This window comes from Rhabdothermus arcticus, assembly GCF_055382915.1.
The window spans coordinates 22996-40026 of the sequence record NZ_AP043808.1 but is presented as its reverse complement, the minus strand read 5'-3'; the positions used below and the strand labels follow the sequence as shown (position 1 = coordinate 40026).

Annotated in this window: 20 protein-coding genes; 6 read left to right on the top strand and 14 right to left on the bottom strand. The window is 69.6% G+C overall.

Annotated features, from left to right (window positions below):
- The first annotated feature begins 43 nt into the window (after positions 1 to 43).
- Together ACZ48Y_RS00230 and ACZ48Y_RS00225 are read left to right on the top strand one after the other, a co-directional pair.
- The gene (locus ACZ48Y_RS00230; protein WP_464741001.1) at positions 44 to 1297 is read left to right on the top strand and encodes an Nramp family divalent metal transporter; all 1254 of its coding nucleotides are present in this window, start codon (positions 44 to 46) and stop codon (positions 1295 to 1297) included.
- Between the two features lie 4 nt (positions 1298 to 1301).
- On the top strand, positions 1302 to 1958 hold the full coding sequence (locus ACZ48Y_RS00225; RefSeq protein WP_464740999.1) for a metal-dependent transcriptional regulator: 657 nt from the start codon (positions 1302 to 1304) through the stop codon (positions 1956 to 1958).
- Here ACZ48Y_RS00225 and ACZ48Y_RS00220 read toward each other — a convergent pair.
- Complete coding sequence (locus tag ACZ48Y_RS00220) at positions 1955 to 2356, bottom strand: hypothetical protein (protein ID WP_464740997.1); 402 nt, start codon at positions 2354 to 2356, stop codon at positions 1955 to 1957. The genes ACZ48Y_RS00225 and ACZ48Y_RS00220 overlap by 4 nt on opposite strands.
- Positions 2353 to 3327 (bottom strand): D-alanine--D-alanine ligase family protein, encoded by a 975-nt coding sequence (locus ACZ48Y_RS00215; RefSeq protein ID WP_464740995.1) that lies wholly within the window; start codon positions 3325 to 3327, stop codon positions 2353 to 2355. Before ACZ48Y_RS00215 ends, ACZ48Y_RS00220 begins: the two co-directional genes overlap by 4 nt.
- Before the next feature lie 118 nt (positions 3328 to 3445).
- Between ACZ48Y_RS00215 and ACZ48Y_RS00210 the strand changes: the two genes are divergently transcribed.
- Complete coding sequence (locus tag ACZ48Y_RS00210; protein ID WP_464740993.1) at positions 3446 to 4750, top strand: pyridoxal phosphate-dependent aminotransferase; 1305 nt, start codon at positions 3446 to 3448, stop codon at positions 4748 to 4750.
- Here ACZ48Y_RS00210 and pth read toward each other — a convergent pair.
- Genes pth through ACZ48Y_RS00185 form a run of 5 tightly spaced genes read right to left on the bottom strand, consistent with a single transcriptional unit; the run spans position 4728 to position 8138 of the window.
- Entirely contained in the window at positions 4728 to 5306 is a 579-nt protein-coding gene (gene pth, locus ACZ48Y_RS00205) for an aminoacyl-tRNA hydrolase (protein ID WP_464740991.1), read from the bottom strand. The two genes, ACZ48Y_RS00210 and pth, sit on opposite strands and share 23 nt — an antisense overlap.
- Before the next feature lie 58 nt (positions 5307 to 5364).
- Positions 5365 to 5994 (bottom strand): 50S ribosomal protein L25, encoded by a 630-nt coding sequence (locus tag ACZ48Y_RS00200; RefSeq protein ID WP_464740989.1) that lies wholly within the window; start codon positions 5992 to 5994, stop codon positions 5365 to 5367.
- A gap of 47 nt (positions 5995 to 6041) precedes the next feature.
- A complete protein-coding gene (locus ACZ48Y_RS00195) occupies positions 6042 to 7007 on the bottom strand; it encodes a ribose-phosphate diphosphokinase (RefSeq protein ID WP_464740987.1) in 966 nt (321 codons plus the stop codon).
- Positions 7008 to 7023: 16 nt separating this feature from the next.
- On the bottom strand, positions 7024 to 7692 hold the full coding sequence (locus ACZ48Y_RS00190; protein WP_464740985.1) for a phosphorylase family protein: 669 nt from the start codon (positions 7690 to 7692) through the stop codon (positions 7024 to 7026).
- Entirely contained in the window at positions 7689 to 8138 is a 450-nt protein-coding gene (locus ACZ48Y_RS00185) for an S-ribosylhomocysteine lyase (protein ID WP_464740983.1), read from the bottom strand. The genes ACZ48Y_RS00190 and ACZ48Y_RS00185 overlap by 4 nt, the downstream gene beginning before the upstream one ends.
- Before the next feature lie 257 nt (positions 8139 to 8395).
- On the opposite strand from ACZ48Y_RS00185, the gene ACZ48Y_RS00180 reads away from it, so the two are divergent.
- Positions 8396 to 8542 (top strand): hypothetical protein, encoded by a 147-nt coding sequence (locus ACZ48Y_RS00180; RefSeq protein ID WP_464740981.1) that lies wholly within the window; start codon positions 8396 to 8398, stop codon positions 8540 to 8542.
- Between the two features lie 268 nt (positions 8543 to 8810).
- On the opposite strand, the gene ACZ48Y_RS00175 is transcribed toward ACZ48Y_RS00180, so the two are convergent.
- Genes ACZ48Y_RS00175 through ACZ48Y_RS00150 form a run of 6 tightly spaced genes read right to left on the bottom strand, consistent with a single transcriptional unit; the run spans position 8811 to position 15211 of the window.
- Positions 8811 to 10268: a TrkH family potassium uptake protein gene (locus ACZ48Y_RS00175; RefSeq protein ID WP_464740979.1), complete on the bottom strand. Its 1458-nt coding sequence runs from the start codon at positions 10266 to 10268 to the stop codon at positions 8811 to 8813.
- On the bottom strand, positions 10269 to 11615 hold the full coding sequence (gene trkA, locus ACZ48Y_RS00170) for a Trk system potassium transporter TrkA (RefSeq protein WP_464740977.1): 1347 nt from the start codon (positions 11613 to 11615) through the stop codon (positions 10269 to 10271).
- Positions 11616 to 11630: 15 nt separating this feature from the next.
- A complete protein-coding gene (gene rimO / locus ACZ48Y_RS00165; protein ID WP_464740975.1) occupies positions 11631 to 12968 on the bottom strand; it encodes a 30S ribosomal protein S12 methylthiotransferase RimO in 1338 nt (445 codons plus the stop codon).
- A 22-nt stretch (positions 12969 to 12990) separates the two neighbouring features.
- Complete coding sequence (locus tag ACZ48Y_RS00160; protein WP_464740973.1) at positions 12991 to 13869, bottom strand: RodZ domain-containing protein; 879 nt, start codon at positions 13867 to 13869, stop codon at positions 12991 to 12993.
- Positions 13870 to 13878: 9 nt separating this feature from the next.
- Positions 13879 to 14757, bottom strand: a complete 879-nt coding sequence (locus ACZ48Y_RS00155; RefSeq protein WP_464740971.1) for a pseudouridine-5'-phosphate glycosidase — start codon at positions 14755 to 14757, stop codon at positions 13879 to 13881.
- Positions 14758 to 14767: 10 nt separating this feature from the next.
- Complete coding sequence (locus ACZ48Y_RS00150; protein WP_464740969.1) at positions 14768 to 15211, bottom strand: hypothetical protein; 444 nt, start codon at positions 15209 to 15211, stop codon at positions 14768 to 14770.
- 86 nt (positions 15212 to 15297) lie between these two features.
- On the opposite strand from ACZ48Y_RS00150, the gene ACZ48Y_RS00145 reads away from it, so the two are divergent.
- On the top strand, positions 15298 to 15828 hold the full coding sequence (locus tag ACZ48Y_RS00145) for a hypothetical protein (protein WP_464740967.1): 531 nt from the start codon (positions 15298 to 15300) through the stop codon (positions 15826 to 15828).
- Here ACZ48Y_RS00145 and ACZ48Y_RS00140 read toward each other — a convergent pair.
- On the bottom strand, positions 15825 to 16682 hold the full coding sequence (locus ACZ48Y_RS00140; protein ID WP_464740965.1) for a DMT family transporter: 858 nt from the start codon (positions 16680 to 16682) through the stop codon (positions 15825 to 15827). The genes ACZ48Y_RS00145 and ACZ48Y_RS00140 overlap by 4 nt on opposite strands.
- 17 nt (positions 16683 to 16699) lie before the next feature.
- On the opposite strand from ACZ48Y_RS00140, the gene ACZ48Y_RS00135 reads away from it, so the two are divergent.
- A complete protein-coding gene (locus ACZ48Y_RS00135; RefSeq protein ID WP_464740963.1) occupies positions 16700 to 17029 on the top strand; it encodes a DsrE family protein in 330 nt (109 codons plus the stop codon).
- Positions 17030 to 17031 lie beyond the last annotated feature (2 nt).

Here is a 17031-nt window from a genome sequence, read left to right as displayed (position 1 = left end):
ATTTTTAGGCTAGCCTAAAAATCAGGAGGTGTTCGGTTCGCCTATGGCTAACGCAACGTCCCTGCCCCTTCGCCGGCCCTGGTGGTTCTACCTCGGTCCCGCGTTCCTGGTCTCCGTCGGCTACATGGACCCCGGCAACTGGGCCACCAGCATCGAGGCCGGCAGCCGCTTCGGCTACGCCCTGCTCTGGATCATCACCCTTTCCTCCATGATCGCCATCCTGATGCAGGTCCTCGCGGCCAAGCTGGGGATCGCCACCGGGATGGACCTGGCGCAGGCGATGCGGGCCCGCTTTCCCAAGCCGGTGGCGATGTTCCTCTTCGTCACCGCCTTCGCCGCGATGCTGGCCACCGACCTGGCCGAGTTCCTGGGGGTCGCGGTGGCGCTCAACCTCCTCTTTGGCATCCCCCTCGAGATCGCCGCGCTGCTCACGGTCTTCGACGTGCTCTTGATCCTCTACCTGGAACGGTTCGGCTATCGCTGGGTGGAGCTGGTGATCATCGGCTTCGTCGCGGTCATCGGCCTCTCCTACGTGGTGGAGATCTTCCTTGCCCAGCCCGAGTTCGCCGAGGTGGCGAAGAACCTCTTCGTGCCCAACACGCTGGTCTTCGAGAACAAGACCGCGCTCTTCATCGCCATGGGCATCCTCGGAGCCACGGTGATGCCCCACAACCTCTTTTTGCACTCCGCCCAGGTCAAGACCCGCACCAGGAACAACCAAGAGAAGAAGCGGCGCATCCTGAAGTGGAGCATCGTGGACACGGTCAGCGCCCTGGGGGCGGCCTGGCTGGTCAACGCCTCGATCCTGGTCATGGCCGCCGCGGTCTTTCACAAGCACGGCCTTTTGGTCGTGGACCTGGACCAGGCCTACCTGACCTTGAGCCCGCTCCTGGGAAAGGCCGCGGCCCTGGCCTTCGCCATCGCGCTTTTGGCCTCGGGCATCAGCAGCTCGGTCACCGGCACCCTGGCCGGCCAGGTGGTCGTCGAGGGGTTCTTGAACCTGCGGGTGCGAAACATCGCCCTGCTGCGGCTCGGGATCCGCCTGATGACGATGGTGCCGGCGGTGATCGCGATCTGGTTCTCAGTGCGGCCGCTCTCCCTCCTGGTCCTCTCCCAGGTCATCCTCTCGATGCAGCTGCCCTTCTCGGTGATCCCGCTGGTCCGCTTCACCTCCAACGCACGGCTGATGAAGGACCTCAGCAACCCTCGCTGGGTCACCGTGCTGGCCTGGATCTCGGCGGGGCTGATCGTCTTTTTGAACCTGCTCCTGTTGTACTTTACCTTCCGGGAGGTCTAGTCGGGTGCGGCCGGCGCTCAGCGAAGCCCAGGAGAACTACCTGAAGACGATCTACCAGCTCGGCGAGGGGAAACCGGTCAGCACCCGCGCCCTGGCCAAGGCCCTGGGGGTGCGGCCGGCCTCGGTCACCGGGATGCTCAAAAAGCTCGACGCGCTGGGGCTGGTCGAACACCTCCCCTACAAGGGGGTGCGCCTGACCCCGGCGGGGGAGCGGGTGGCGCTCGAGGTCCTCCGCCACCACCGCCTGCTCGAGGCCTTCCTCGCCGAGGCCCTGGGGTTCTCCTGGGACGAGGTCCACGAGGAGGCGGATCGGCTCGAGCACCACATCTCCGAGGCCTTCGAGGCCAGGATCGCGGAGCTCCTCGGCCACCCCGAACGGGACCCCCACGGCGACCCCATCCCGGGGCCGGACCTCCGCCTCCCCGAGGGCCAGGACCGGCCGCTCAGCGCCGCCGAACCGGGGACCTGGCGGGTCCTCAGGGTCAAGGCCCAAGACCGGGACGCGCTCAACTTCTTCGCCCAGCTCGGGCTCGTCCCCGGCGCCCGGGTCGAGGTGCTCGAGCAGTCCCCCGCCGGCGTGCGGCTGGCCACCGAGCAAGGCCGCTTCCTCCTCCCCCCCGGTCCCGCCGAGGAGGTCACCGTCGACCCGGACGCGGCCTAGCCCTGCCCGAGCAAAAGCCCCAGGAGGAGCGCGACCAAAAGCCCAAACACCAGCGGCGGAAGGCCGAGAACGCCGGCAAGGCCCGCCCCCAGCACCGCGACCAACAGCGCCCCCCAAAACCAACGGCCCGTGACCAGGCCCAAGACCGCCCCGAGCCCGAGCCCGAGGAGCGCCCCGCGGAGGCCCTCCGGATCCAGGACCGCCCCCGCGTAGGCGCCATAGAGCGCAAGCCCCGCACCCTCCCGAAAGGCCGCACGGGGCCAGCGCCAAAAGAGGACCAGCGCGGGAAGGCTCCGCCAGAAGGCGTCGGCGGGCGGGGTGGCCCCACCGAGGCCGGCGAGCCCCGCCACCCCCGCGAGCAGGGCGGGCAAGAGGGCGTGGATGAACCCCGCGTTCACCGGCTCAGGGCCAGATCGACCAGGCGGGCAATGAGCTCGGGGTAGGCGAGCCCCGTCGCCGCCCAGAGCTTGGGGAACATGCTTGTCGGGGTGAAGCCGGGGATGGTGTTCAGCTCGTTGACGAAGAGCGCCCCATCGGGGGTGAAGAAGAAGTCCACCCGGGCCATCCCCTCGACCCCGATCGCCTTCGCGGCCTTGATCGCGGTCTCCTGGACCGTCTCCTGGGTTCCCGGATCCAACGACGCGGGGATGTCCAGGCGCACCGCCCCCGGCCGGTACTTCTTGTCGAAGTCGTAAAACCCCTCCTCGTAGACGATCTCCCCCACCACGCTGGCCTCGTAGCGGTCGTTGCCGAGGAGGCCGACCTCGAGCTCCCGCTTGGCCTCGAGGGCCCGTTCGATGACCGCCTTCTTGTCGTGGGCGAAGGCCGCTTCGAGCGCGGCGTCGAGCTCCGAGACGCGCTCAACGCGCACGATGCCCACCGAGCTGCCGGTGTTCGCGGGCTTGACGAAGTAGGGCGGGTCGAAGGGGACGAGGGGCAGCTCCCCGCGGCGCACCGCGACCCAGGGAACGACGGCGAGCCCGGCGTCGTTGAGCACCCGCTTGGTGAGGTCCTTGTCCAGCGCCACCGCGCTCGCCGCGATTCCGGCGCCGACGTAGGGCTTGTTCAACAGCTCGAAAAACCCCTGGATCGAGCCGTCCTCCCCCCAGCGCCCGTGCAGCAGGGGGAAGACGACGTCGTAGGCGTCCCAAGGGATCGGTGGGGGAAAGGGGTAGGTTCCGGTCTCCGCGACCTTGGCCGCGAGCGCCGCCTCGGCCTCCTGGCCCAAAAGCCAGCGCCCGTCGCGGGCGATCACCGCGAGCTCGGTGTCGAAGGGGCTGGCCTTGAGCACCCCCTCCGCCGAGGCCAGGGAGACCGCGTGCTCCGGGGAACGCCCCCCGGCGATGAGGAGAAGCCGCCGTGCCTCCATGGGTCCATCCTACGCCCCGGACGCGCCGGGCCAAAGCGTGAGATCCAATGCTTTTTGCACCTGGTTTAGACCTGTTTTCGCGGCGCGCTGACCCTCCTTGCATGTTTATGTTATGGCCATGGCCAAGGCAGCGGCGCGCCAGAAGAAAGCTCCGCCGAAGCAGCTCAGCTTGAACGTGCGTGGGCTGGGCGACTCGGCGACGATCGCCATCAACGACCTCGCCAACGCCCTCAAGCGCGAGGGGAAGCGTGTGATCAAGCTGGGGCTCGGGCAGTCCCCCTTCCCCGTTCCCGACCCCGTCGTCGAGGCGCTGAAGGCCCACGCCCACGAAAAGGACTACCTCCCCTCCGCCGGGCTCTACGAGCTCAGGGAGGCGATCGCCGACTACGTGGCCCGCAAGCACCAGGTCGAGCGCAAGGCCGAAGACGTCCTGGTCGGCCCCGGGTCCAAGGAGCTGATGTTCATCCTGCAACTCGTCTTCTACGGCGAGCTGGTGATCCCCTCGCCCTCCTGGGTCTCCTACGCCCCCCAGGCGCGGATCGTCGGCCGCACCGTGGACTGGTTGCCCACGCGGCGGGAGCTGGGCTGGAAGGTCAACCCCGAGGAGCTCGAGGCCCGGTTCTCCAAGGACCCCGAACGCCCGCGGATCCTGATCCTCAACTACCCCAACAACCCCACCGGCGCCACCTACCGCGTTGAGGAGCTCAAGGCGATCGCCGACGTCGCCCGCCGCTACCGGGTCCTGCTCCTCTCCGACGAGATCTACGGCGAGCTTCACCACACCGGGCAGCACGTCTCGATCGCGCGCTTCTACCCGGAAGGCACGATCCTCTCCACCGGCCTCTCCAAGTGGGCCGGGGCCGGGGGCTGGCGGCTTGGGACCTTCGTCTTCCCGGAAAGCCTCGACTGGCTGAGGAAAACGATGACCGCGGTGGCCTCGGAGACCTACACCTCGACCGCGGCCCCGATCCAGTACGCGGCGATCACCGCCTTCAAGGGCGGAGAGGCGATCGAGGACTACCTGCACCACGCCCGGCGGGTGCTTAGGGCCCTGGGCCGCTGGAGCGCCCGCAAGCTGCGCGAGGTGGGCATCTACGTCGATCCCCCCGCGGGGGCGTTCTACCTCTTCCCGGACTTCAGCCCTCTAAAGGACCTCCTCTTGAAACGCGGGATCTACACCTCGGAGATCCTGGCCAAACGCCTGCTCGAAGAGGTGGGGGTGGCGGTCCTGCCGGGCTCCGACTTCGGCCGGCCCCAGGAGGAGCTGACCCTGCGCCTGGCCTACGTGGACTTCGACGGCCGGGCCGCGCTCGCCGCCTCGCGCGCCCACCCCTCCCCGCTCAGCGAGGCCTTTCTGCGCGCCCACGCGGCGCCGGTGGTCGAGGCGATCGAGGGCATCGTCAACTGGGTGCGCTCGATCTGAGGTCGAGCCCGTTGAAACGGGCCTGGGCCGCGGCCAGCCCCTCGGCCCGCCAGACCCGCATACCCTCGACGGCGGCCTCGACCACCCGACCGAGCAACGGCCGTTCCTCAGGCCGGAAGGGCGAGAGCACCCAGTCCGCAGTGGCCACGCCCGGGGGCGGCCGGTCCACGCCGATGCGCAGCCGGTCGAAGGCCGGGCTGCCCAAGGCGGCGATGATCGAGGCCACGCCCTTTTGTCCTCCGGCCGAACCCCCGCGCTTGAAGCGCAGGCGTCCGAGCGGCAAATCCACGTCGTCGTGGACCACCAGCAACCGGTCCAGGGGGATGCCCTTCTTACGCACGAAAGGGGCCACCGCCCGCCCCGAGAGGTTCATGTAGGTCAGGGGCTTCATCAAATACCCCTCCTCCCAGCGGGCGAGCTCGGCCTCGCCCCGGCGTGAAAACGCTACCCCTTCGGCCTCGGCGAGGGCGTCGAGGGCCAAAAACCCCGCGTTGTGCCGGGTCAAGCGGTAGCGGGGCCCGGGGTTTCCAAGACCAACGATGAGAAACGGCGCCACCGCTCCATCCTAACGAGCAGGGGCGGGGGCCCAAGCCCCCGCCCCGTCTCCGCGCGGCTTAGGCCTCTTCCCCTTCCTCGGTCTTGCCCTTGCCGATGACCTCGGGCTCGCCCTCTGCCGCCGCCTCGGCCTCGGCCTCGAGCTTCTCCACGTCCTCCGGCGGCACCACGGTGGCCACCGCCTCCTCCCCGGGCATCAACGGCTCGACGCCCTCGGGGAAGGGCAGGTCGGCGACGTGCAGCACGTCCCCGATCTCCATCTCGGAGACGTCCACCTCGATGTATTCGGGGATGTTCTTGGGCAGGGTCTTGACCAGGATGTCGGTCATCAGGCGCTCGAGCACCCCGCCGAGCTTCTCGCCCTTGGGCGTGCCCACGAACTTCAAGGAGACGTACATCTCCACCGGTTCGTTGGCCAGGGCGTAGAAGTCGACGTGCTCGGGCGCATGGCGGCGCTTGTCCAGGTTGACCTGGCGCACCAGGGTATCGATGGTCTTGCCGTCCTCGAACTCGAGGGTGATCACGTGGTGAATGCTGGTCTGACGGAAGACCTTGTCGAACTCCACGAAGTCCACGTAGATCTTCTCGTTCATGTCGCGGTTGTAAACCACCGCGGGGAGCTTACCCTGGCGGCGCAGGGCCTTGGGGCGCTCGTCCTTGCGGTAGTGCGCGCGAACCTTGTATTCCATGGTTTTTCCTCCCGGCCGCCCGAGGGGGCGCGGCAACATTCTAGAGTCTAAGGCTTCTGAAAGAGCGGGTCAACCGGCCCCTCGTTGACCAGGAGCTCGCTGACCGAGCGGTGGGTGTGCACGCGGCGGATCGCCTCGGCCAAGAGCGAGGCGGTGGAGAGGACCTCGTATCCGGGGTTGTCCATCAAGGGGATGGTGTCGGTGAAGACCACGCGACGGATCGCCGGATGGGCGAGGTTTTCCCGGGCCGGACCCACGAGCACCGGGTGGGTGGCCATGACCAAGGCCTCGGGAAGCGCTCCGGCGTTCAAGAGCGCCTCCACCCCGCGGCGAATCGTTCCCCCGGTGGAGACGATGTCGTCGATCAGGATCGGGCGCTTGCCGCGCACCTCGCCGATCACGTAGGTCACCTCGGTCGTCGTCGGACCGGTGCGCCGCTTGGCGAGCATGGCCATGGGCAGACCGAGGAGGTCGGAAAGCCGCCGCGCCTCCTCGGCGCGGCCGGCATCGGGGCTGACCACCACCGCGTTCTCGGTCAGCCCCTCGCGGATCAGGTACTCGGCGAAGAGGCGCACCGCCGAAAGGTGGTCCACCGGGATGTTGAAAAAGCCCTGGATCTGGGGGGCGTGGAGGTCGACCGCGATCACCCGGTGCACCCCGACCCGCTCGATCAGGTCGGCCACCACCTTGGCGCTGATCGGCTCCCGGCCCTTGGTCTGCTTATCCTGGCGCGCGTAGCCAAAGTAAGGGATCACCGCGTTGATGCGCTCGACCGAGCTTCGCCTGAGCGCGTCGGCGAGCAAGAGCAGCTCCATGAGGTTGGCGTCGACCGGAGGAGAGGTGGGCTGGATCACGTACACGTCCGCGCCGCGCACGCTCTCCTCCAGGCGCAGCCGCACCTCGCCGTCGGGGAAGCGCCCCAGCTCGGTGGGGGTCAAGGGCACCTTGAGCTCCCGCGCCACCCGCTCGGCGAGCGCCGGGTTGGCCGATCCGGAAATCAGTTTCAGTTCCATACGCGAACCGCCCCATTCATTCTAACGCCGCCACCGCGGCCTCCAGGGCCTCGGCCATGCGCTCGCTGCCCTCGTACAAGAAGGCCGCGAAGTCCCCCTCCGAGCCCTCGACCGCGCGGTCCGAGACCACCCGCAAGAGGGCCATCGGCAGCCCCAGCCGGCGCGCCGCCCAGAGCGCCGCCGCCCCCTCCATCTCGACCACGTCGGCGGCAAAGGTCTCGCGGATCCAGCCAGAGAGCGCGGGATCGTTGACGAAGCGGTCGCCGCTGGCCACCCGCCCGTGACGGGCACCAGCGGCGCGCGCCAGATGCTGGGTCAAGCGGGCATCGGCGGGGATAAAGCGCTCTCCGGTCGCGAGCTCGCCCGGAGCCCGCCCGAAGGGGGTGAGGTCGACGTCCCACTGCACCGCGTCGCGGGCCACCAGCAGGGCCCCCGCGGTCAGCGCCGGGTCGAGCGCGCCGGCCACCCCGGCGAAGAAGGCCGCCTTCGGAGCGAGCTGGGTCGCAGCCCAGGCCACCGCGCTCGCCGCCGCGACCTTCCCCACGCTGGTCTCGACGACCGCCGCCTCCACCCCGGCGAGCCGGCCCCGAGTCAGGGGGAACGGCGCGCGTGGCCGCTTTCTTTCCCGCAAGCGCCGGATCAGGGCCTCGGCCTCGACGCCCTCGGCGGCAAAGAGCACGATCATTCGATGGGAACCGTCTCCTGGATGCGCAGACCGGCCTCAAGGACCCGCCGCGCCCAGGCCTTGGCCTTGTCCAGGTCGTGATCCCGGTAGTTGCCGCAGGCCAGCGGGCTCGCCCCGGGGACCTCCCCCTCATGGGCGAGGACGTCCTCGAGGGCCTCCTGGAACGCGGTTCGCACCGCTTCCGGGTCGGGCTCGCCGAGGACCACCAGGTAAAACCCGGTGCGGCAACCCATCGGCGAGACGTCCACCACCCCCTCCAGGTGATCGCGCAGGTAGCCCGCGAGCAGGTGCTCGAGGGTGTGGATGGCGTCGGTGGGAAGCGCCGCGCGGTTGGGCTGGGCCAGCCTCAGGTCCCACTTGGTGAGCGGCCCGTGCCGCCCGGCCAGGCGCACGTAAGGCGCCCGGACCCGGGTGTGATCGAGCGCGAAGGATTCGACTTCGGCCATGCCCCCATTCTTACCCGGCCCACGGACCCGCCCGCAATCACGTCCAAGGAATGCGAAGGGGTACCGGTCTCTGGCCACAGGGGCCCGCGAACGAAGTTGTTGCACCCCCGACCGGGCTCCATGAAGGTAAAAATGAAAACGAGGCGCATGCTCTTGAGCGGGGGAACCGCTGACCCGAGGGCACGTTGGGGAAGGGGGAAGAAAGCCAGATGTGCTTGAACGCAATCCAATCATGGCTTTTGCTAACGTTTGCCCTGATGGGCACCAACGTGGTCATGGACGTCTTGCTCGGCCCGAGCGTGGACCGAGCGACCTTGGCCAAGACCCTGGTGGGCAGCGCGATCGCGGCGGGCTTGTTCATCTTCGCCTGGTACAAGCTCCGCTCCCAAAGGCATTTGGGATGATCGACGCTTTCCAAGGAGCTCAACCCAGGCCGCGCACGGAAGCCCCGAGGACAGGCCGAAAGAACGGCGCCTTTCAAAGGCGCGTGCGCCTTCCTAGCTGGAAGATCGGCGAGTGCCTGGAGGAAAGCGCTTCATGCCGCGGTCGAGAAGCGCGGCCCGTTCCCGTGCCCCAAACGACCTGAGGGCGCTTTGAAGAACTTCGCCCCTACCCCCTTGATGCGCGCGTCGAGCAGGGAGGGCGACCGGGCTCAGCGGCGGTGGCCCCGGGTTAGCGTTTCAAGACGCCCTGCCAGAGCTCGCGGAAAAAGAGCAGGTAGACCGGGATCAGCTCGATACGGCCGGCCCACATCTCGAAGGTCAACACCAGCTTGGTCAGGGGGTGCATCCAGCCGAACGAAGCCATCGGCCCCACCGCCCCCAGGCCAGGGCCGATGTTGCCGATCGTCGCCGCGCTGGCGGTGAAGGCCACGATCAGGTCCTTCTCGATCAAGGCCACGACCAGCGCCCCGGCGGCGAAGGTGACGACGTAGAGCGCGACGAAGGCCGAGACCTGCCGCAACACGTCCTCCCCCACCGGCCGGGTACCCAGCCGCAAGGGGAGCACCGCCTTGGGGTGCAGGGTGCGCTTGAGCTCGCGGTAGAAGTGCGAGACCATCACCCGCCAGCGCACCACCTTCACCCCACCGGCGCCGGACCCCGCGGAGCCTCCGATGAACATCAAGGCCAGCAGGATGGCCTGGGCGGGCACCGTCCACTTGGCGAAATCGGCGGAGGCGTAGCCGGTGGTGGTGAGGATCGAGATCACCTGGAAGAAGGCGTAGCGCAGGGCGGGCTCGAACCCATAGGCGTGGTGGGTGATCAGATAGGCGGCGAGGGCCAGCGAGGCCAGGAAGAAGATGCCGGTGTAGGCGCGAAACTCGGGATCGCGAAGCAGGGTCCGGGTCTGGCCGAGGAAGTAGGCGCGAAACTGCAGCAAGAAGTTCGCGCCGGCGAGGAACATGAAGAGGACCGCGGCCCACTGCGCCATCGGGCTGAAGGAGGCAAACGAGTCCGGCTTGGGGCTGAACCCCCCCGCGGGGATCGTGGTAAGGGCGTGGACCAGGGCGTCGTAGGCGTCCATACCCGAGAGGAAGTAGGCGACCGACGCCCCCAGGGTCAGCAGCGCGTAGACCCGGAGCACCGCCTCGGCGGTGTGGCGTAGCTTCGGGGTGAGGGGCTCCTTCTCCACCCCCGTGGCCTCGGCGAAGAACATCTGACGGCCGGCGATCGCGAGGTGCGGGAGCACCGCGATGAAGAGCAGGATGATCCCCACCCCGCCGAACCACTGGGTCAACGCGCGCCAAAGGAAGAGGCTCCTGGTCAGCCGGTCGAAGTCGGTGAGGACCGTGGCCCCGGTGGTGGTGAAGCCGGACATCGACTCGAAGAGGGCGTCGACGAAGCCGAAATAGCCCCCGAACCAGTAAGGAAGCGCGCCCAGGAGGGGCACGAAGAACCAAAGCGTGGCCACGGTAAAGAGCGCTTCCGCCCGCTTGGGCTCGGCCTTGGGCTCACCGACGGCGCGCAGCAGGTAGCTCGCGGCGATGCCCACCAGGGCGGCGGCCAAAAACCCCCCCCAGGGCTCACGCCAGAGCGCCGCCAGGGCGGAAAAGCCGAGCAGCACGAAGCCCACCACCCGGTACGCCTCGCCCAGCACGAAGAAGAAGAAGGGGCTGATGGAAAGCCGCACCTAGCCCTCCCCACCAAGCGCCTTGACCACCGCGTCCACCAGGCCACGGGGCACCAGCAGGAAGAGGGTGTCCCCGGGCTTGAGCTGGAGCGCCTGGTCCGCCAGGACCACCCGGTGATCGCTCCGCACCGCGATCGGGACGGCCTTTTCGGGAAGGGGCAGCTCGGCCACGGTCATCCCGGCGAAACGCTCGCCGAGGGGCACCTCGATCAGCTCCAGAAGGTCCTCGATCAACGCCAGGTGGCGGACCGTGCCGGCCTCGAGGTGGTTGATGACCTCGCGCACCGCGGCCTGCCGCGGGGTGAGGGGAATGTCGATGCCCACGCGCTCGAAGAGCTTGCGGTTTTCGCTCTTGGAGACCCGGGTGATCACCTTGCCCACGCCCACCTGCTTGGCTAGGAGGGAGACCAGCAGGTTCTTCTCGTCGTTGTCGGTGACCGCGACCAGCACGTCGGCCTCCTCGATGCCCTCGGCCTCGAGCAGGGCGAAGTCGGTGCCGTCGCCTTGCAGGACCAGGGTGCGGGTCAGGTTCTCCGCGAGCCAGGCGGCGCGTTTGGGGTTCTGCTCGATGAGCTTGATCTCGACCCGGGTCTTCTCCAGCCCCTTGGCGACGAGGTACCCCACCGACCCCCCGCCCACGATGATCACCTTGTCCACCCCTTCGCGGCCCGCGAAGTAGGCGTGTAGCACGGGAAAGGCACTGCGGGTGGCGACGAAGAGCATGTGGTCGCCGGGCTCGAGCACGGTCTCCGAAAACCCCGGCTCCCGCACCGAGAGGAACTCGCCCCCCCGCACCAGGCCCAAAAGCATCGTGCCCTCGGGCCATGCCAGATCACCGAGGTAGCGCCGGGCGTAGGGACCGCCTTCTTCCACCAGGTACTCGATCAGACGCAGCCGCCCCCCGGCGAGCTCCACGGTCTCGAGCGCCTTGGGGATGAGGATGATCTCCAGGATCTCCTGGGCCAGCGAACGCTGCGGCCAGAGCACCCTGTCGATGCGCGCGCCGAGGATCTCCATCGTCCGGGGGTCGGTGAGGACCTCGGCGTAGTCGGCCCGACCGACGAAGGCCAGCGCCTCCTTGGCTCCCAGGCCCTTGGCGAAGAGGCTGGAGATCAGGTTGACCTCGTCGACGCTGGTCGCCCCGATGAAGGCGTCGGCCCGGTCCACGCCGGCCTCGCGCAGGACCTCGAGGTCGGTGGCGTTGCCCACCACCACCCCCACGTCGAGCGCCGCCAGGGCGTCGCGGACATCCTCGTTGCGGTCGATGATGACCACCTCGTGCTCGGCGTGCAAGGCCCGAGCCAGCTCCTGGCCGACGTCCCCTCCCCCCGCGATGACCACGTACATATCCAGCCTCCCAATCTAGGCAAAGGGCAAGGCCCAAGGAATGGGACGAATGACCCGGGCATAAAGGTCGTAGGCGTCGGCGTCGGTGACCTCGGCGAGGACCCGGTCCCCGGGAGAGAGCCCCTCCCCCTCGAGGTGGACCACCCCGTCCACGCCCGGGCTGTCCCCCTTGGTTCGCGCAAGGTAGCGCCCCGAAACCTCGTCCGGAGCGTCGACGATGACCTCCAGCCGCTGACCGATCTTGCGGCGCATCACCCGGGCGCTGATCGTCTGCTGCAGGGCCATCAGCCGGTGGTAGCGCTCCTCCTTGACCGCCTCGGGCACCCGGCCGGGCAGGGCGTTGGCCCGGGCCCCCTCGACCTCGGAGTAGGTGAAGGCCGCGACGCGCTCGATCTCCGCGGCCTCCAAAAAGGCCAAGAGGCGTTCGAAGTCCTCCTCGGTCTCCCCCGGGAACCCGACGATGAAGCTCGAGCGCAGCGTCAGCTCGGGCACCGCCCGGCGCCAGGCCTGGATGCGCTCCAGATAGGCCTCGAACCCCCCGGGGCGGCGCATCGCCCGCAGGATCCGGCCGCTCGCGTGCTGGAGCGGCAGGTCGAGGTAGGGCAGGACCTTCCCCTCGGCCATCTTCTCGACCAGCGCCTCGACCTCCGGGTAGGGGTAGACGTACTGCAGCCGCACCCAAACCCCGAGGGTGGCCAACGCCTCGACCAGATCGAGCAGGTGGGCGCGCACCCGGCGGCCGTTCCAGCTCCCCTCGGCGTGGCGCAGGTCGCGGCCGTAGGCCAGGGTGTCCTGGGCGATGACGATCAGCTCCCGGGTGCCCGAGGCCACGAGGCGGGCGGCCTCGGCGAGCACCTCCGGCGCCGGGCGGGAGACCTGGGGCCCGCGCAGCTGGGGGATGATGCAGAAGCTGCAGGCGTTGTTGCAGCCTTCGGCGATCTTGATGTAGGCGTAGTGGCGGGGGGTGAGCTTGACCGGCGGGGGGACGAGGGCGGTCTTGGGGTCCCGGTCGGGAGGGAGCACCGCGGTCACCGCGGCGATGACCTCGTCGAAGGCCGCCGGGCCGGTCACCGCCAGGACCTCGGGATGGCGCTCGAGGATCTTCTCCGGCCGGGCCCCGAGGCAGCCGGTCGCCACCACCTTACCGGTGCCCCCGAGGGCCTCGCCGATGGCCTCGAGGCTCTCCTCCACCGCCGGGGTGATGAACCCGCAGGTGTTGACGATCGCCAGGTCCGCCGCTTCGTAGCTGGGAACCAGGGTGTAGCCCAGGGCGCGAAGACGGGCGATCAGCTGCTCGCTGTCCACGAGGGCTTTGGCGCAACCAAGGCTGGCGAAGGCGATGCGTCCGGCCACCAGGGGAAGTATAGCGAAGGATCTAGGGAAAGCGAACGGTCTTGACCTCGCCGGGACGGCCCAAAGGCCCCCGCGCCTCGCCGTTGACCGCGACCACCACCCCGCCCGCGTTGCCGGTGCGCACGATCACCGGCAGCGGGAAGGTGAGGGTCGTCCCGGGCTTGGCGGTTCCCTCGTAGAGCTTTTTGCCGTCCGGGGTGGTGACCCGAAGCCAGCTGCGGGCGACGACCTTGACCACCAGCGTGCCGGGCTTGGCCGCCTCGCGCTCGGGGGGGGCCGCCTGCACGGGCTCGAGGCGGACCTTGCGCTCGACGTCGCGGTTCAGGGCGATCGTCTCCTCGTGGGGCCGAAAGCCCTCGGCCTCGACCCGCAGCACCCGTTCCCCGGCCTCGACGTTCAGGGCCACCGGGGTGTTGCCGAGGTAGTAGCCGTCGAGGTACACCCGGGCGCCGGAGGGCTCGCTCTCCACCCGCAAGCGGTGCCGCTCGGGGGCTTTGGCCTCCGGCGCGGGAGGCGGCGCGGCGACCTTGGCCGCGGCCGGCACGGCAGACGGCCGCGGCCAGAGGTACGCGAGCCCTCCGGCGAAGAGCACGAGCAAGAGCAAGAGCAAAACCCAAGGCCAACGCCGCCGCTTCGGCAAAGGGTGCTTGGGCAGGTCCTCGACGGTGATCGGCGCGGGGCTCGGGAGCAAGGCGAGCAGGGGGCCGGGATCGAGGCCCAGCGCCCGGGCGTAGCGGCGCAGGTAGGCGCGGGCCAACACCGGCTCGGGAAGCCGCTCAAAGCGGCAGGTTTCCAGGGCCTCCAGGATCTCGGCGCGGATGCGCACCCGCCGCGCCATCTCCTCGAGCGAGGCCCCGGCGGCCTGGCGCGCCGCGCGCAGGCGCTCCCCCAGCTCGCACATGCCTCCAGTCTACCCCGCGAGGGCCCGCGCCACCTGCGCCGCCAATCGGGCGTTCTCTACCAGCAGGCGGCGGTTCACCCGGTCGCTCTCCCCGCCGGAGCGCTCGGCCAGGCGGCGCAGGAGGAAGGGGGTCAGGGCCTTGCCGAAGACCCCGGCCTCCCGGGCCTCGCGGTTCGCGGTCTCCACCCAATCCCGCACCCGCTCGAAGGGCGGCCCCTCGGAGACCGGATTGAAGAGCAGCACCGCGGAGGGAAGACCGAGGCGCCGCTGGGCGCGAACCACCGCGGCGGCGGCCTTTGGGTCGTCGACCCGGGCGGGGAGGGGGTAGGGGCTGTCCGGGCTGTGGAACGCGGGCAGCCGGTCGGTGCGGTAGCCGACGACGGCCACCCCAAGGGTCTCCAATCGCTCCAGGGTGGCGCCGAGGTCGAGGATGCTCTTCATCCCCGAGCTGACCACCAGGATCGGGGTGCGGGCGAGGGCGAAGAGGTCCGCGGACTCGTCAAACGGCGCGGGATGCACCCCGCCGATCCCCCCGGTGGCGAAGACCGAGATGCCGGCCCGGTGGGCGAGGTGGGCGGTGGCGGCGACCGTCGTTCCCCCGGTTCGACCTTGGGCGAGGAGCGCGGCCAGGTTCCAGAGGCTGGCCTTTTCCGCCTCCGCCTGGGCCAGCGCCTCGAGGGCCGCCTCCTCCAGCCCCACGTGCACCTCGCCCCCGATCAGGGCGATCACCGCGGGCACCGCCCCGGCCTCGCGGACCGCGGCGACCATCGCCCGGGCGACCTCGAGGTTCTCCGGACGCGCCAGACCGTGGGTGATGACCGTGGACTCGAGCGCGACCACCGGGGCGCCGCGCTCGAGGGCTTCCTTGACCTCGGGCAAGACTCGCATCCCGCCCAGCCTACCGGAAGGCGGCGAGGTCCACCCGGATCCGCACCAGGGCAACGAGCCCAAGCCCCTCTCCCCCGGCGAGGGGGGCCGGGGCCTCGAGGGGCAGGATCAGGCCGGCCCAGCCGGCAAGGGCCCCAAAGGGCTGCCGCCCGACCCCGGCGAAGCCATAGGTCCAGGCCCCCATCTCCCCGCCCAAATAGCGGCCGAGGCCCAGGCTGACCCAGCGTCGCTCAAGGCCCCGCGCCTCGGCCAGGGCAAGCTCCCCGCTCGCGAAGGGCCCGAGGTCGTCGTGGCCCAGCTCGACGCGCGCGAACCCCGCACCGCCCGGGTCGAGCTCCAAAAACCCGGCGAGGCCGAGGGGAACGAGCTGGCCCTCGAGCGCCAGACCCAGCCGCACCCCCGCGGCCAGCGCCGAGAAGGCCAAAAAGACGCCCAGCACCGCACCCCACCGCATGGGTTCATCCTGCGGGGTCCCGGGTTAAGGCCCGGTTGAAGCGGTGCCCTTGTCGGTCTTTAGTTAGATCATGTAAGATTTCTTACATGAAGGAGCTATTCCTGGGGATCAAGGAGGCCATCGAGAAGCAGGCCGAGCACTTCGAGCACGTCAAGAAGACCTTCGTCGAAGCGGTGGAGCGCCTCGTCGCCCTGGAAGAGGAGCGGGCGCGGCTGGAAGCGGCGCTCGCGCAAAAGGAGACCGCCGCGCTCGAGGTCGCCCGCCAGCTCGCCGAGGTACGTCACGAGCTCAACGAGGTGCGCGCCAAGCTGAAGAAGAACCGGCTCGAGCTGGAGCAGGCGGACAGCCCTCGGGAATACGAGCGGCTCCTGGAGGTGCGCCGCCAGCTCCTGGAACGGCGCGACGCCCTCAACCAGCGCCTCGAGGCCCTGCGGGAAAAGGCCCAGGAGATCGACTTCGAGGCGTTCGAGCTGACGAGCCGGCTGCGCGCCCTCGAGCAGGAGATCCAAAAGCTCCGCAACACCCTGACCGTCCAGCTCCGGGAGCTCAAGCACCACGCCGAGGAGGTCGTGCGCCAGATCGAGCGCTTCGCCCGGGGCTACAACCTGACGCTCTAGCCTCGGTCGCGCTCGACCAGAACCACGCCCAAAAGCGCGAGCGCGCCCCCGGCGACCTCGAGCGCGGCGGGGACCTCCCCGAGCCAGACCCAGCCGATCAGGGTGGCCAGCACCGGGGAAAGGTAGAGGTAGGCGGAGACCCGCGCGGCCGGGGCCCGGCTGAGCGCGCTGGACCAGAGGAAGTAGGCCAGCGCCCCGGGGAAGACCCCGAGGTAGGCCACGGTCAGGACGTCGCCGACCCCTGCCCGGGCCAGCGCGCTGGGCAGGGCGGGGAGAAAGGCCAAGAGCGGCAGCGTCCCCAAGAGCAGGGTGTAGGTGGTGACCTCGATCGCCTTGTACCGCCCGAAGAGAGGCTTTTGCAGGATGAAGTAGACCGACGCGGAGAACGCCGCGAGGACGATCCAAAGCGCTCCGGGGTCGAAGCGGAGCCCCCCGCCCTCGCCCAGGGCGATCAGCGCCACCCCGCAAAAGGAAAGCCCCACCCCGGTCCAACCCAGCACCCCGAGCCGCTCACCGAGGAAGGCGTGGGCGAGCAGCGCGGTGAAGACCGGGCCGGAGGCGATGAGCAGGCTCGCCGGCCCGGCCTTGACGGTCCGCTCACCGACGACCAGGGCCAGGTGGTAGACGCTGACCCCCAGGACCCCACCGAGCAAGAGCACCGGCAGGTCGCGCATCCGGGGCGGGCGCAGGCCCAGCCCGGCCCCGGCCAGGAGGAGGACCGCCCCGGCGAAGAGAAAGCGCAAAAGGACCAGCGGCCCGGGCGCGAAGGCCAAAAGCGCCCGGCGGATCCCCGCGAAGGCCGACGCCCAAAAGATCAGGGTGCCAAAGACGAAAAGGCGGGTCCTCGCGTCCACCGGCCTATAGTAAGGCCATGGCGAAGATCCTGGTCTTGATCCTTTCCGGTCCCGAAGCGGAATTTCGCGTCGCCAGCGGTCTGGGCTTCGCCGCCGTGGCCCACGACCAGGGCGCCGAGGTGCGGGTGATCTTCTTCGCCGACGGCGTGCGCGTGCCTCTCGAGCCCACCCCAGCGCTCAAGGCGCGGCTTTCGGCCCTCGCCGAGCGCGGTCTGGTGCCCCTGGTCTGCCGGCGCAACCTCGAGGCCCTCAAGGCCCCCACCGAGCTCTTCGGCTTCGAGGTCCGCTACATCGGCCGGGACCTGGTCGAGGCCACCGAGGCCGGGTTCCAGGTCATCTCCTTCTAGCC

What these genes read in the sequence shown, in the direction of transcription:
- ACZ48Y_RS00215 (WP_464740995.1), bottom strand. Translation starts at nt 3,327, where the DNA reads ATGGAGGCACGGCGGCTTCTCCTCATCGCCGGGGGGCGTTCCCCGGAG.
- ACZ48Y_RS00230 (WP_464741001.1), top strand. Translation starts at nt 44, where the DNA reads ATGGCTAACGCAACGTCCCTGCCCCTTCGCCGGCCCTGGTGGTTCTAC.
- ACZ48Y_RS00210 (WP_464740993.1), top strand. Translation starts at nt 3,446, where the DNA reads ATGGCCAAGGCAGCGGCGCGCCAGAAGAAAGCTCCGCCGAAGCAGCTC.
- ACZ48Y_RS00180 (WP_464740981.1), top strand. Translation starts at nt 8,396, where the DNA reads ATGGGCACCAACGTGGTCATGGACGTCTTGCTCGGCCCGAGCGTGGAC.
- ACZ48Y_RS00155 (WP_464740971.1), bottom strand. Translation starts at nt 14,757, where the DNA reads ATGCGAGTCTTGCCCGAGGTCAAGGAAGCCCTCGAGCGCGGCGCCCCG.
- ACZ48Y_RS00185 (WP_464740983.1), bottom strand. Translation starts at nt 8,138, where the DNA reads ATGGCCGAAGTCGAATCCTTCGCGCTCGATCACACCCGGGTCCGGGCG.
- ACZ48Y_RS00195 (WP_464740987.1), bottom strand. Translation starts at nt 7,007, where the DNA reads ATGGAACTGAAACTGATTTCCGGATCGGCCAACCCGGCGCTCGCCGAG.
- ACZ48Y_RS00190 (WP_464740985.1), bottom strand. Translation starts at nt 7,692, where the DNA reads ATGATCGTGCTCTTTGCCGCCGAGGGCGTCGAGGCCGAGGCCCTGATC.
- ACZ48Y_RS00160 (WP_464740973.1), bottom strand. Translation starts at nt 13,869, where the DNA reads ATGTGCGAGCTGGGGGAGCGCCTGCGCGCGGCGCGCCAGGCCGCCGGG.
- ACZ48Y_RS00145 (WP_464740967.1), top strand. Translation starts at nt 15,298, where the DNA reads ATGAAGGAGCTATTCCTGGGGATCAAGGAGGCCATCGAGAAGCAGGCC.
- ACZ48Y_RS00200 (WP_464740989.1), bottom strand. Translation starts at nt 5,994, where the DNA reads ATGGAATACAAGGTTCGCGCGCACTACCGCAAGGACGAGCGCCCCAAG.
- trkA (WP_464740977.1), bottom strand. Translation starts at nt 11,615, where the DNA reads ATGTACGTGGTCATCGCGGGGGGAGGGGACGTCGGCCAGGAGCTGGCT.
- ACZ48Y_RS00150 (WP_464740969.1), bottom strand. Translation starts at nt 15,211, where the DNA reads ATGCGGTGGGGTGCGGTGCTGGGCGTCTTTTTGGCCTTCTCGGCGCTG.
- ACZ48Y_RS00135 (WP_464740963.1), top strand. Translation starts at nt 16,700, where the DNA reads ATGGCGAAGATCCTGGTCTTGATCCTTTCCGGTCCCGAAGCGGAATTT.